Origin of the sequence: Desmospora profundinema (assembly GCF_031454155.1) — a bacterium.
In the GTDB taxonomy this organism is placed as follows: Bacteria; Bacillota; Bacilli; order Thermoactinomycetales; family DSM-45169; genus Desmospora; species Desmospora profundinema.
The window spans coordinates 344454-357941 of record NZ_JAVDQG010000003.1 but is presented as its reverse complement, the minus strand read 5'-3'; the positions used below and the strand labels follow the sequence as shown (position 1 = coordinate 357941).

Sequence of the window (13488 nt, the reverse complement as noted above, 5' to 3'; positions counted from 1 at the left end):
TCCACTCCAGTTAAGGAGTGGACCTTGGTATAGGGCTGGTAGGAATATACAACGATTAGGAAATATGTTCGACCGACGTTTTCTCCAGGAAACCCAGCAATTTTTCTACAAACTTTTCTGGCTGATCTTCTTGCACATAAGTAAGTGAATCTTCCACCGGTTCAAAGCATGCATTTGGAAAAATGCCAGATACTCTCTTACCGAGTTCAATAGGAAATAGTTTTTTATCATCCGTTCCCCAAATGATTAATACAGGTTTATCAAAGTAAGAAAGTTTTTGAGCGGCTTGAAGGGTAATGTCTGATGATATTCCATTAATCACTTTTACAAAATCTGAACGAACTCCTTTGTTTTCAACAAAATGGCGTAAATATAATTGATATATCAATTCTTTTGTTAGAGTATGAGACAGTAAACCTAACACCAATGACGACTTAACGAATGGTTTGAAGCGAAAGGATTGTGCCATCAGAAAAGTAAATCCGGGAACTTTCACCCCTATTTTTAAGAATGAAAAATGATTAGGTGGAAATATTTCAAAAGCATCTGAATTACAAAGTACTAATTTGGATACTCTCTCCGGGTGACACATTGTAAATGCTTGTGCGAATGCTCCACCTGTATCGTTACCTACTAAAATAACCTCTTTTAGATCTAATTCATCTAAAAACTGTTTAAGGATATCAGCAATACCCAAAGGTGACAAGTCGGCTGCACGCTTAAAAGGATGAGTATGAGCGCCTAATGGTAAATGTGGAACAATACAACGATAATGATTGGAGATCTTCTTCGTGACTTTCCTCCATGTGTTCCCATTAATCAAAAGACCGTGTAAAAAAACAATCGGCTGACCCGTACCTTGATCTGAATAATGGATGACGCCTAAATCGACACGTGCTACTTTCATGATGATGATCCCCCTTCAATATTCTTATTTGAAACCAATCATAACATACCGATGGTATGTTTAAAACCAAGTGTATGTACTTTCGCATTTTGTACATGTATTAACCCCGGATTGATTCATCATATAGGGTTATTTGTTACTTTATTACTCACTGATCTTGAGTTATAATTTCACTATGGGGAATAAATCACGTCGACAGGATTATGCCGAAACGACCAAAAAAGCTTTAATTTCTAGAGCTCGGTACTTATTTGCTACGGATGGGTTCGCAAACACTTCGATTGATGAAATTGTAAAACAGGAAAGATTGACAAAAGGAGCCCTTTATCATCATTTCAAAGATAAAAAACAGCTGTTTGAAACCGTAGTTGATGAGCTCATACAAGAAATAGTAGAACAAGCCTCGTCAGCGATCCATGCAGAGGATGACCCTTGGAAAAAAGCTTTAATCGGTTTGGACGCTTATTTAGATTGTTGTATTAATCAAGAATACCAGCGTATTGTTATTCAAGAAGCTCCCGTTGTTCTAGGTTGGATAAAATGGAAGGAAAAAGAAAAGAAGGGTGTAATGGGGCTGTTAACGATGCTCATTGAGTATCTGATGGAGGCGGGCCTGATTCGAAAGCAATCCGTGGAACTAGTGGCCCCGATCTTATTTGGAGCAATCACGGAGGCAGCGCTAGCGATTGCCCATTCAAACAATCCAATTGCAGCTCATCGACAAGCGAAGGGTATTTTAGAGAGGATCATTATGTCACTCTGATGTTGGGTGTCATCCTCTCTTTTTGCTTTTTATTAGATTTTTTTGCGAAGCCGACTCAAATCTACAGTGGTAATTCCAGGATGCGAAAGCAGCCGCGGAAGTGGACTGGGATGAGTTAGGGGGATGAGTTAGGGAGATGTGTTCGGTATTCGGTATGGTCGAGCATTACCCGGAAGTTGGGGAAGCAGCTCAAATAAAGGCTTGCGTAATAACGGTACTGACTCAAACTCCTACAGGCAGTACGGGAACGATGGTGGGAACGAGTACGGGAATTAAACCTTACTTTGCCTGTGGATATTTTCCGTCAGAGTCGTCTTGATTTTGATAAACAAGACGTTCCGATTGCGAAAGAGTCTCGATGCAAATCCGGGTCAAGAATTGCCCGATTACGGCCTGTGTAGCTGCAACACAATCACGCCAAGTTGTACCCAGCTCCGTGAACAAAGAATATTTACGTCGTCCGAAATTTTACGAGAGGCTACATAGAAATGAATACACCGCTTGGAAAGGCTTAAATTACCGTAAATGATATGGACGGGGCACCGTTTAGGTTATCGTTAACGTCGGAAAAGCGTCCTTATTCCTTTGTACACTGATTCCGTAATACTCATTACGCTCATCCATGGAAACCTGGGCAGGACTTACCTTTAATCGACGTGCCAGTTCCGCTTGACTCATCCCCCGATAAATTCGAATGGCGATCAGCATTTTTCCTAGACTGTATTCCACCCCGTTAAAATCGCCTTTCTTGATCCGTTCATACTGTAACACTTCCCCAGCCTTCTGCTCGTGAATTGCTATTCCTGGTGCCAACAGATTGTGTACTTCTTCATCCGAAAATCCTTTATCTTTAAGGTTTTTCTTTTGCTTCTCAATTGCTGACCGCTCTTCTTCCACCATCTTCTTTGTCCGTTTATATTCCTGCTCTGTTTTAATCATACTGTCACCCCCTTATCAGTTTTACAATACCTTTTCCAGTTCCAGCTCGCGTTTGACGAAAAAATTGTGGGAAAAGGTGGATTCGGGAAATTGAGGTGGATCATCCGTATGCGGGTACAGTTCCACTCGATGTTTGTGCCACATGAGGGGCTTTATGATTCCTTCTTCGTCTGGTTCCCGTTTTCGTATATCCCATACATCGCTCTTCGCAATTTGATTAAGCCTGTCATAAATCGAACCACTAGCGATTTCTCTGGCATCTGCTACATAATACCCATCAATGTCACCCGGCTCCGGTTTGTTTGTAACAAACGAACCATCTACGTAGATCTCTTCGATTTTTGCTTCCCAAAGATGACGCACTAGGATCTCCAGTTGATCAACCAAGTACATACGCCATTGGGAGTTGAAAGGATATCGACCAGTCCCGTGTACCAAGATAGACTGTCGTATTTGCTGCAAAGTCATTTTATGATCACCGAGCGGAAGCTTTCCCATCGAATCGAAGTGCATCTCCAGTTTGCGTATATTATACTGAAACTAATGATTAATTTGCAACTTAACGTTAATAATTAGGCAACACCCAATTTCGATTTATTCATATAGTTAAAGCAAATATACCATTCATTTCCATATCGATAACTATATACGAAAAAACCATCCTGCTCCATGCAAGATGGTTTTCTTGGTGCTGATGGAGGGATTCGAACCCCCGACCCCTTCATTACGAGTGAAGTGCTCTGCCAGCTGAGCTACATCAGCACGGATATGGATTTGGTGGAGGCGAGCGGAGTCGAACCGCTGTCCGAAGACATCGCCACGCCGGATTCTCCGAGCGCAGTCACCGTATTGAGGATTCGTTCATCGGACTGCCCGGTGACAGGCGTTCCGAAGGACTAGCCATCTTAAGTTCGCCTCACGGTCGACGGCATGCCGATCGGCTAGCCCGCTGAAATTTGAGACCCGAACTCGCCACACGGGCGATGGAGAGACGGATCCTGGCCGGCTAAATTAGGCAGCCAGAGCGTAGTTTTCTTGTTTGCCAGTTACATTTAGGCAATCCGCGTTTTTGACGAAGGACGCAGCCCCTCGGCTCGCTACCGACGCTCGAACTGTCTCCGTCGAATCCCAAAACGCCCCCGGGATTTTGACGAATATTAAGCGTCAACGGAATCCATTATATCAACCATACCCCCAAAAGTAAAGAGGGAAATAACGAAAAAACCTTCCAATCAGCCGCGCATGCGCTCCTTCAGCTGACGGCGGATCTCCCGGTCCGCATCCCGTTTGGCGACGGCCTGCCGCTTGTCGTGCAGCTTTTTCCCTTTGGCAAGCGCCAGTTGGACCTTGGCAAAGCCGTTTCTCAGATGCAGATCCAACGGGACCAATGTATACCCTTTTTGCTGGGTCAATCCGATCAGCTTGGCGATTTCGCGGTTATGCAGGAGCAGCTTGCGGGTGCGGGTGGGATCGTGATTAAACCGGTTTCCCTGCTCAAAGGGGCTGATGTGCATATTAAGCAGGAACACTTCCCCTTTATTGATCAGGGCGTAACTGTCTTTTAAATTGACCCGCCCCTGGCGGATCGATTTGATTTCCGTCCCGGTGAGCACAATGCCGGCCTCAAACGTGTCTTCGACATGGTACTCATGCAGGGCTTTTTTATTGCGCGCCACCACTTTGGCACCTTTTTTACCGGACATTGGCTCACCCCCGTTTGTAGAAAAACTGCATCTTTTATTATACCAACAAACGAGGGTTCGGGTCAATGACGTCCGTACCGCTTATGATTGGGATCTTCGGCGTTTATCCCGGGTTTTCCCCCTTCGCCGCTTCCGCTTGGTTCCGTCTGCCTTGCCGTTCGCCTTATTGGATGCCTTGGTCGTTTTGCGGCGCCCGTTTGCCGGCTTCGCCTTGGCCTCTTTGGCCTTTTTGGGAGCGGGTCGGGGACGATGCCGCTTGCGCTCCGGCAGTGCCTCCCCATCTTCTTCCACCAGTTCAAAGTCCACTTTGTGTTCATCCAGATTGACCCCGGTCACCTTAACAGTGACCGCATCTCCGATGTTGTACCGCTTGCCGGTGCGTTCCCCTGTCATGGAATAGGTGGCCTCGTCAAAGTGATAATAATCATCGGTCATGTAACTGACATGGACCATCCCTTCCACCGTGTTTTCCAACTCGATAAACACGCCGAAGGAAGTGACGCTGCTGATGATCCCTTCGAAGGTTTCCCCCACTTTATCCTGCATGAATTCCGCTTTTTTGAGATCGTTGGTATCCCGCTCCGCGTCAATGGCCAAACGCTCCCGTTCGGAGGAATGCTTGGCGGCTTCCGGGAGCCACTCCTTCCACTCTGCTTTGCGGTCCCCCGACATGTCCTCTCCCTTTTCAAAGGTTTCCCGCATGATGCGATGAATCACCAGATCCGGATAGCGGCGGATCGGCGAGGTGAAGTGGGAGTAAAACGGAGCCGCCAGCCCAAAATGACCCAGGCAGTCGGGGGAATACTTGGCCTGCTGCATGGAACGCAACATCACGGTACTGATCACCGTTTCCTCCGGTTTTCCTTCCACTTTCTCCAACAGCTGCTGCAATACCCGGGGCTTGATGTCGCTGGCACGCCCCTTTGCCGTATAACCGAACAGGGTGATGAATTCAAAGAAAGATTGTAGCTTGTCCGGGTCCGGATGCTCGTGGATCCGATATAAGAACGGGATCTTCGCTTTGTAAAAATGTTCGGAGACGGTCTCGTTAGCAGCCAGCATAAATTCTTCGATCAACATCTCGGCCACCGTGCGCGGCCGTTTCACGATGTCGATCGGTTTTCCCTGCTCGTCGACGATGATTTTTGCCTCTGAGAAGTTGAAATCGATCGCTCCCCGGTTAAACCGTCGCTGCCGTAGGATCTCCGACAGTTTGTTCATCAGCCGGAAATCATCCACCAAGGGTTGGTACTGCTCGATTAAGGCTTCGTCCTTGTCCACCAAAATCTTTTTTACATCACTGTATGTCATACGTTCATCCGTACGGATCACACTGGGATAGATCGCATGCCGCACCACATTGCCCTTGCCGTCCATCTCCATGTCGCAAGTCAGGGTCAGCCGATCCACCTGGGGATTCAGGCTGCAAATGCCGTTGGAAAGGCGCTGCGGTAACATGGGGATCACCCGGTCCACCAAGTAGACACTGGTGCCGCGCTCATACGCTTCCCGATCCAGGGCGCTTCCCGCTTTTACATAGTGACTCACATCGGCAATGTGGACCCCCAGGCGAATATTGCCGTTTTCCAACCGCTCCACAGAAACGGCGTCATCCAAATCCTTGGCATCCGCCCCGTCGATGGTCACCATGCGCCGGTTTCGCAAGTCCTGCCGACCACGGATCTCCTCTTCGGAAATGGTGTCGGGAACACGTTCCGCTTCTGCCAGCACATCCTCCGGAAACGCTTCGGGCAGTTGGTACTTGCGGATAACCGAGAGAATATCCACTCCCGGATCTCCCTTATGCCCCAACACTTCAACCACTTGCCCTTCCGCACTTTTGCGGCCGTTTGGATACCGGACGATCCGCGCGACCACCTTATCCCCTTCGCGGGCCTTGCCTTTGGCTTCTTTCGGAATGAAGATGTCATTGGGCAGACGCTTATCGTCAGCCATGACAAAACCGAAATGTTTGGAATCCGTATAAGTCCCCACCACTTGGGTGCGCCCCCGTTTCAGGATGCGGACCACTTCCCCCTCGGGCCGGCGTCCATCCTTTTGGTGGTTGTGGATCCGAGCCAGCACGGTGTCGGAGTCCATGGCCCCGTTCATATCATTGCCATGGATAAACACGTCAAAATCATAAGGCATGCCTTCCTCGGGAATGACAAAACCAAACCCTTTGGCATTGCCCTGCAACCGACCCCTGACCAGATTCAACCGCTCCGGCACGCCGTAGCGGTCCGTACGGGTTTTCACGATCTTCCCTTCTTCCTCCAACCGATGCAAAAGAGCCTGGAACCGGTCTTGCTCGGCAGACCATTCTAATTGAAAGGTCTGCAACAACTCTTCCGCCGTCAGAGGCTTATATGCTTTTTTTAACATGAACTCGATCAGTTCTCTCTCATCAATCACAGGTAAACTCCTTTCTTCTTCCGGAAACAACCGTGCTTTCCAAGTCGGCAACCCGCTTAACAAAAGCGTCGATCTCCCGGAACAACCGCTCCCGTTCTTTGTCCAAGGTGATGATATGGCTGGACTTTTCAAACCAACGGATCTGTTTGTCCCCGGAAGCAATCGTGTTATATATGTAAGACGCGCTGCGGGGGAAAACCGTTTCGTCTTTTTCCGCTTGTATGATCAAAGCTGGTGCTTTTACCTCATGCAATCCCTTACAAACATGGCGGATCAGTCGCTTTAGGCTGGAAACGCTTTTCAGCGGTGTCCGGTCGTAAGGAACCAGATATTCCTCGATATGAGCGGGTTTGGTCCTTCTACGCTTCAGATAGGGGATCACCCACCGTACCACGTCGACGATAAGGGTCCGCTTGTCCTTCAGCCATACCGGAGCACACAAGGAAACGATCCCGTCCAGTTCTTCCTCTCTTGCCAGGTTGAGCGCCAGGGCTCCGCCCATGGACAACCCCACCGCCACCACCCGTTCACATTTTTCTTTACGCAATCGTTGGTACGCTTCGCGCACGGCTTGCCACCAATCGGGCCAGGCAGTCTCGACCATCTCCTCCGGCGACGTGCCGTGTCCCGGAAGCAACGGGCAATAAACCGTGTATCCCCGTTGCTTCAAATATTGGCCTAACGGACGCATTTCCGACGGCGTTCCGGTAAAGCCGTGGATCAATAATATTCCGATTGCGCCTCCCGGATAAAAAAAAGGATCCGGTGAACGGCGTTGAATCCTCATCAAGCGTCGGCCTCCCATTTGCACGGGCCACCTTTATCCCCATTCAAAATCCGGGAGAAGAGGCACCCTTCTCATTGTTTACAAAAGCCCGTTCCGATAATCACCTGAAGGGGCCCGATTCCTTTAAGGGTATCACAGAAAAGCTTGGAAACGAAAGGAGGAACCGTTTGATCTTACCGGACAGGATCCCCCTCTTCACATGTTACCATGAAGGTAGATATCCATTACGCTGAAAAAGGGGGGCCAAGGATGAAAATCATGCGAGTGAAGCGTTTCCCCTCGTTATTATCGCCATCCAACCAGATGAGGGTCATGTTGTACGAGCTGTTCATCGTTATGGCCACATTTACGTACGCCATTCTCCTGATCAGCGACTGGTTCGATGTCCAACACGAAAAAACGTGGTTCAATCCGGAACGGATGTTATGGATTGACCGCATGTTCCTGATTTGGTTTGCCGTCGATTTTATCATCCGTTTGATCCGCACATCAAACAGAGGCTTGTTTGTCAAGCACAACTGGTTCGATATACTGGCCATGATCCCTTTTGATTCCTCTTTCCGTATCTTTCGGTTACTGCGGGTGGTGCGCCTCATTCGCCTGATCCGTATGTCTTCCTTCATGTGGGGCTTTTTTCGTTCAGTCCAGATACGGGTATCTCTGTTAGTGGCGGTAGTCATCATTTTGTGGGGGGCAAGCGGTTTTTACTTATTGGAAGGAGCTCTTAATGAAGGGATCCACAGTTATCTGGACGCCGTCTGGTGGGCGATTGTCACCACGACGACTGTCGGATACGGGGATATCTTCCCAGTCACCTTCGGGGGACGAATGATCGCCATCGTTCTGATGATGACCGGCATTGGCTTGATCGGTTCAGTCACAGCCAGCGTCGCCTCTCACTTTATCCAAGTGTACCAGCGAAAACCGGAGCAGGAAAAAGGAACGAATCCGCGCAATCAGGTAACAGAAGCGATCCGGAAACAGGCCCATGGGCATCTGGACCGTCTGGAACACCTGTCTGACGAGGAGTATCAAAGCTTTCTGCGCTTGTTGAATCAATTGCGTCAGGAGAGGGGCTAACCCACTTTCCAACACCTTGGTCCTACGAACGTTGTTTAGTGCCAATCCGCTTCCTTTTCTTCGTAATCCGGAAGCGACAAAAATGAAAACACCTCCTGATAGACTCGATCCCGTTCTGGTCCGACACAAATCAAATGCCGGGATTGGGGGAGAATCACCATTTTTTTCTCCTGAACCGTAAGACGATCGTAGATTTCTTTTGCCCCTTTGGGATGAGCAATATCGTCTCTGGCACCCTGGATGATCAGGGTGGGTTTGGAAAGACGGCCGTATACGGGTTTTGTCGCACGCAATAATCGGTGCATTTCATGGACGGAACGGACAGAGGCACGGGAATAGCGTCGGATATAGCTCCTTAAATACGGACGGTGCGTTCCGTTTGCCCGGTTTTTGATTCCGTTTGCTACCCCGCAGAACCACTCCAGCGCGTTGGGAAAGACAGGAGGCGCCATTAACACCAGCCGCTTTACGGAATGATTCTGATCCGATAAAAGGACGGCGATCAACGCTCCCATCGAGAAGCCGATGACAGTCACCTGGCTGCTGATTCTATTCAATTCAGACAAATTCCGTTCTGCGGTGTCCACCCAGTCCTCCCAAGTCGTCTGGCGCATCTGACTCCGGCCGCCTTGGTGCCCCGCCAGCACCGGACATCGGACCCACCCGCCCTTCTCTTTCATCCGGCGCGGCAACTCCCCGAAATCTTCCGCAGAACCGGTAAATCCATGCAACAGCAGATACCCCTCCATGATCCGGACTCCTCCTTCTTCAGTTTGAACGGTATTAAAAAAACAGCTGGGCTTCCCCCGCTGTTCTTTGTGTCCCCGAAGGTACGTTCCGTGTATCCACGGCTCCTATCGCCACGAAACACAGAGAATATCGGTGTCCAGTATCCATTTTCAGATCAGATAAAATAACCGGCCAGCAAAGTAAGGACCATAAACAAAATGGCCAATGCCACAGTAATTTTACTCAAAAGCGCGTCAATACCACGGGCTTTTGTTTTTCCCATCAATTGCTCGGCTCCACCGCCGATCGCACCGGACAGACCGGCACTACGGCCCGTTTGCAGCAACACGACAACAATGAGAGCGAGACTGACAATGGCAAGTAAGATATCCACGGCGAGTTGCATATCGGCAATCACCTCCCAACGGCGATAACGACAATTTCACAGATGTTACTCTACCACAACCTACCGCCATTTTCAAGGTAAACGGCATCCAGGGACTACAGGAATAAAAAACCGCCGGACAGAAGCCGGCGGGAAGACCAGTCATCCACGCAGATTATAGAAAGCCTGCGCCCCCGGGTAGCGGGCGGTCTCTTCCAGATTTTCTTCGATCCGGAGCAGTTGGTTGTATTTGGCCACACGATCGGTGCGGGACGGCGCTCCGGTCTTAATCTGCCCGGCTCCGGTGGCGACGGCGATATCTGCGATGGTCGTATCTTCCGTTTCGCCGGAACGGTGGGAAATCACCGCCGTGTAGCCGGCTTGTTTCGCCATCTCGACAGCGTCGAAGGTTTCCGTGAGGGTTCCGATCTGGTTTACTTTAACCAGGATGGAGTTGCCCACTCCCTTGGCAATTCCATCAGCCAAACGGACGGTGTTGGTGACGAACAAGTCGTCGCCCACCAGCTGTACACGGTCGCCCAGCCGCTGTGTCAGCAGCTTCCAGCCATCCCAGTCATCTTCGGACAACCCATCCTCGATGGAGATGATCGGGTATTTGTTGACCAGCTCTTCGTAGTAGGCCACCATTTCTTCAGCGGTTTTGCTTACACCCTCCCCTTCCAGGTGATAGGAGCCGTCCCGGTACAGTTCGGTGGCAGCCACATCCAATGCTAATTTTACCTCTTCACCCGGCTTGTATCCGGCCCGCTCAATCGCCTTTACAATGGTGGACAGTGCTTCCTCGTTGGAAGAAAGATCAGGCGCAAATCCGCCTTCGTCCCCGACGGAAGTGGACAAGCCTTTTTCTTTTAATACAGCCTTCAGACTGTGAAACACCTCGGTCCCCATGCGCAGTCCTTCGCGGAAATCAGAAGCACCGACGGGCATAACCATAAACTCTTGAATGTCGACATTGTTGTCGGCATGCTCCCCACCGTTTAAGATATTCATCATCGGAACCGGCAAGGTTTTGGCGTTGACTCCGCCCAGATAGGCGTAGAGAGGAACATTAAGGGCATCCGCCGCGGCCCGTGCCACAGCCATCGATACACCCAAAATGGCGTTGGCGCCCAGATTGCCTTTGTTGGGAGTTCCGTCCAACTCGATTAAAGTCTGATCGATCCCCGCTTGATCCAGGGCATCCATCCCCTCCAACCGGGGAGCGATGGCTTCGTTCACATTTTGGACGGCTTTCAGCACACCCTTCCCGAGGTACCGCTCTTTATCCCCATCCCTCAGTTCCACGGCTTCATGGGCACCGGTTGAGGCACCGGAAGGAACGATCGCTCGGCCTAACGCGCCGGATAACAGAGAAACTTCCACTTCCACCGTGGGGTTCCCCCTGGAGTCAAGCACTTCCCTTGCGTATACATCTTGGATGATGGTCATTGGTTATTTCCTCCTTTGCAGATTCACTTTTGGATCAGCGTTTGACCGGTCATTTCTTCCGGCTGCTCCAAACCCAGTAAGGCCAGCAGAGTGGGAGCCACATCGGCCAGAATTCCCTCATCCCGGAGCCGGACATCGGAACGGGTCACGATGCAGGGGACCGGATATGTCGTATGGGCTGTATAGGGTTGGTCATTCTCGTCGCGAACCTTGTCGGCATTGCCATGATCGGCGATGATAACGGCCGTGCCTCCTTGCTCATGGATGGCGTCCACCACCCGGCCCAGACAGGTATCCACCACTTCCACCGCCCGGATGGTGGGCTCCAGCAGACCGGAGTGGCCCACCATGTCAGGGTTGGCGAAATTTAAGATGATAGTGTCATGTTTACCCGCCTCGATTTCCTTGACCAAGGCGTCCGTCACTTCAAAGGCGCTCATCTCCGGCTTCAAATCGTAGGTATCCACCTTGGGAGAGTCGATCAGAATACGCTCTTCCCCGGGGAACGGTTCTTCCCTGCCCCCGCTGAAGAAAAAGGTGACATGGGGATACTTCTCCGTCTCTGCGATTCGAAGCTGCTTCAGCCTGTTTTGGGCAATCACTTCCCCATAAGTATTGTCCAGATCAGTCGGTTTGTAGGCGACATATCCATCGACGGACTCACTGAACTTGGTCAGGCAGACATAGTACAGATTCTCCGGCTTTTTCTCCCCGCGGTCAAACCCGCGGAAATCGTCGTTGGTGAAGGCCAACGAAATCTGGATGGCCCGGTCGGGGCGAAAATTGTAAAAAATGACCGCATCCCCGCTCCGGATCAAGCCGACAGGCTCGTCCTGGTCGTCGACGATCACAGTGGGCATGACAAATTCGTCATACAAACTCTTCTCATATGATTCCTTTACTGCCTCCAGCGGATCGCGGTAGCGGGGTCCGTCCCCGTACACCATCGCCCGGTACGCCTTTTCTGTCCGTTCCCAACGGTTGTCCCGGTCCATCGCGTAATAACGCCCCTGGACGGTGGCGATCCGCCCGACGCCCACTTCCTTCATTTTGTCGGACAACTGTTGGATATAGTCCATACCGGAATCGGGTGAGACATCCCGTCCATCCAGAAAAGCGTGGACACAGACATCCTCCACCTTCTCTTTGGCCGCCAGCTCCAGCAAGGCATAGAGGTGATCGATATGGCTGTGGACGCCCCCGTCCGACAGCAGGCCATACAGGTGGAGCGTTCGTTTCTTTTCCTTGACATGACGAATGGCACCGAGGAAGGTTTCATTTTTGAAAAACTCCCCCTCCTCAATCGATTTGCCGACACGGGTGAGGTCCTGATATACGATCCGTCCGGAACCGATATTCAAGTGGCCCACTTCGGAATTACCCATCTGCCCCTCCGGCAGCCCCACGGCTTCACCGGAAGCGCGTAAGGTGGTGTGGGGATATTGGTCCCACAGCTGGTCAAAGCGGGGCTTTTCCGCTTGAGCCACCGCATTTCCCCGGGTTTCATCCCGCAGGGCGAACCCATCCAGGATGATCAGAGCGACAGGTTTTTCTCCGCTCATGGAGCATTCCCCCGGCGAGCAGCGGCATCTACCAACTGGCCGAAAGATTCCGGATCCAGGCTGGCCCCGCCAACCAGTGCGCCATCAATATCATCCATTTGCAGCAGCTCGTCGATATTGGCCGGTTTGACACTGCCTCCATACAAGATGCGAACCTGGTTGGCCACCTGTTGGTCAAACTGATCGGCCAATATGCGGCGAATAAAGGCGACAACATCCTGAGCGTCCTCCGCCGTGGCGGACCGCCCGGTTCCGATGGCCCAAACCGGTTCGTAAGCGACGATCACACGAGCCATCTCCTTCGAGGAGAGTTCCTGCACCGCCTCCACCGTTTGCTTACGGACAATCTCTTGCGTCCGGCCGTCTTCCCGCTCTTCGATCGTTTCCCCCACACATAAAATGGGTACCAGATCATGGGCCAAAGCGGCTCTCACTTTGTTTCGAACCGATTCATCGGTCTCTCCGAATAAGGTGCGCCGTTCCGAATGGCCGACGATGACATAAGGAACACCCAGATCCCGAAGCATGGAGGGACTTACTTCACCGGTAAACGCCCCCTGTTCTTCCCAATGCATGTTTTGTGCGCCGATCCCGATAGAAGAGTTTTCCGTCCCTTCTACCAATGCCGGCAAAGTGAGGAAAGGTCCGCACAAAACCGTCTCCACTCCGTTTTTCTCCCCGACGGTACGAAACGCTTCCAGGTAATCCAGGGATTCCGAAATCGTTTTATGCATCTTCCAGTTGCCTGCGATGACGGGTATACGCATGA

13 protein-coding genes, 1 tRNA gene, 1 other RNA gene and 1 pseudogene are annotated in these 13488 nt (G+C 50.8%); 3 read left to right on the top strand and 13 right to left on the bottom strand.

Going from position 1 to position 13488, the window contains the following annotated elements:
• Nucleotides 1–55 precede the first annotated feature (55 nt).
• Nucleotides 56–907, bottom strand: coding sequence for an alpha/beta fold hydrolase (locus JOE21_RS08090; RefSeq protein ID WP_309864656.1), 852 nt, complete (start codon nt 905–907; stop codon nt 56–58).
• Between the two features lie 175 nt (nt 908–1082).
• Between JOE21_RS08090 and JOE21_RS08085 the strand changes: the two genes are divergently transcribed.
• Nucleotides 1083–1670 (top strand): TetR/AcrR family transcriptional regulator, encoded by a 588-nt coding sequence (locus JOE21_RS08085; RefSeq protein WP_309864654.1) that lies wholly within the window; start codon nt 1083–1085, stop codon nt 1668–1670.
• Nucleotides 1671–1824: 154 nt separating this feature from the next.
• A pseudogene (locus tag JOE21_RS08080) lies at nt 1825–2060 on the top strand (hypothetical protein); the annotation flags it as partial.
• A 156-nt stretch (nt 2061–2216) separates the two neighbouring features.
• On the opposite strand, the gene JOE21_RS08075 reads toward JOE21_RS08080, so the two are convergent.
• From JOE21_RS08075 to JOE21_RS08045, 7 genes are all read right to left on the bottom strand, one after another.
• Complete coding sequence (locus tag JOE21_RS08075) at nt 2217–2609, bottom strand: helix-turn-helix domain-containing protein (RefSeq protein ID WP_309864651.1); 393 nt, start codon at nt 2607–2609, stop codon at nt 2217–2219.
• A gap of 21 nt (nt 2610–2630) precedes the next feature.
• Nucleotides 2631–3122, bottom strand: a complete 492-nt coding sequence (locus JOE21_RS08070; protein ID WP_374709337.1) for a DUF6932 family protein — start codon at nt 3120–3122, stop codon at nt 2631–2633.
• Between the two features lie 173 nt (nt 3123–3295).
• Nucleotides 3296–3371: transfer RNA gene (locus tag JOE21_RS08065), tRNA-Thr, on the bottom strand.
• Nucleotides 3372–3384: 13 nt separating this feature from the next.
• Nucleotides 3385–3750: a transfer-messenger RNA gene (gene ssrA, locus JOE21_RS08060) on the bottom strand.
• Nucleotides 3751–3841: 91 nt separating this feature from the next.
• Complete coding sequence (gene smpB, locus JOE21_RS08055) at nt 3842–4312, bottom strand: SsrA-binding protein SmpB (RefSeq protein WP_309864646.1); 471 nt, start codon at nt 4310–4312, stop codon at nt 3842–3844.
• Between the two features lie 81 nt (nt 4313–4393).
• Nucleotides 4394–6697: a ribonuclease R gene (rnr, locus tag JOE21_RS08050; RefSeq protein ID WP_374709341.1), complete on the bottom strand. Its 2304-nt coding sequence runs from the start codon at nt 6695–6697 to the stop codon at nt 4394–4396.
• Between the two features lie 22 nt (nt 6698–6719).
• Nucleotides 6720–7514, bottom strand: coding sequence for an alpha/beta hydrolase (locus JOE21_RS08045; protein WP_309864640.1), 795 nt, complete (start codon nt 7512–7514; stop codon nt 6720–6722).
• Nucleotides 7515–7763: 249 nt separating this feature from the next.
• Here JOE21_RS08045 and JOE21_RS08040 point away from each other — a divergent pair, with 249 nt between their 5' ends.
• Nucleotides 7764–8594 (top strand): ion transporter, encoded by an 831-nt coding sequence (locus JOE21_RS08040; RefSeq protein ID WP_309864638.1) that lies wholly within the window; start codon nt 7764–7766, stop codon nt 8592–8594.
• Nucleotides 8595–8629: 35 nt separating this feature from the next.
• Here the strand turns inward: JOE21_RS08040 and JOE21_RS08035 are convergent, their stop codons facing one another.
• The 5 genes from JOE21_RS08035 to tpiA all read right to left on the bottom strand — a co-directional run bounded on the left by JOE21_RS08035 (nt 8630) and on the right by tpiA (nt 13486).
• Nucleotides 8630–9343, bottom strand: a complete 714-nt coding sequence (locus JOE21_RS08035) for an alpha/beta hydrolase (RefSeq protein WP_309864636.1) — start codon at nt 9341–9343, stop codon at nt 8630–8632.
• A 155-nt stretch (nt 9344–9498) separates the two neighbouring features.
• Nucleotides 9499–9729 (bottom strand): preprotein translocase subunit SecG, encoded by a 231-nt coding sequence (gene secG, locus JOE21_RS08030; RefSeq protein WP_309864634.1) that lies wholly within the window; start codon nt 9727–9729, stop codon nt 9499–9501.
• A gap of 141 nt (nt 9730–9870) precedes the next feature.
• A complete protein-coding gene (gene eno, locus JOE21_RS08025; RefSeq protein WP_309864631.1) occupies nt 9871–11157 on the bottom strand; it encodes a phosphopyruvate hydratase in 1287 nt (428 codons plus the stop codon).
• A 23-nt stretch (nt 11158–11180) separates the two neighbouring features.
• Nucleotides 11181–12719: a 2,3-bisphosphoglycerate-independent phosphoglycerate mutase gene (gene gpmI, locus JOE21_RS08020; protein ID WP_309864630.1), complete on the bottom strand. Its 1539-nt coding sequence runs from the start codon at nt 12717–12719 to the stop codon at nt 11181–11183.
• Nucleotides 12716–13486: a triose-phosphate isomerase gene (gene tpiA, locus JOE21_RS08015; RefSeq protein ID WP_309864628.1), complete on the bottom strand. Its 771-nt coding sequence runs from the start codon at nt 13484–13486 to the stop codon at nt 12716–12718. The genes gpmI and tpiA overlap by 4 nt, the downstream gene beginning before the upstream one ends.
• Between the last annotated feature and the right edge of the window lie 2 nt (nt 13487–13488).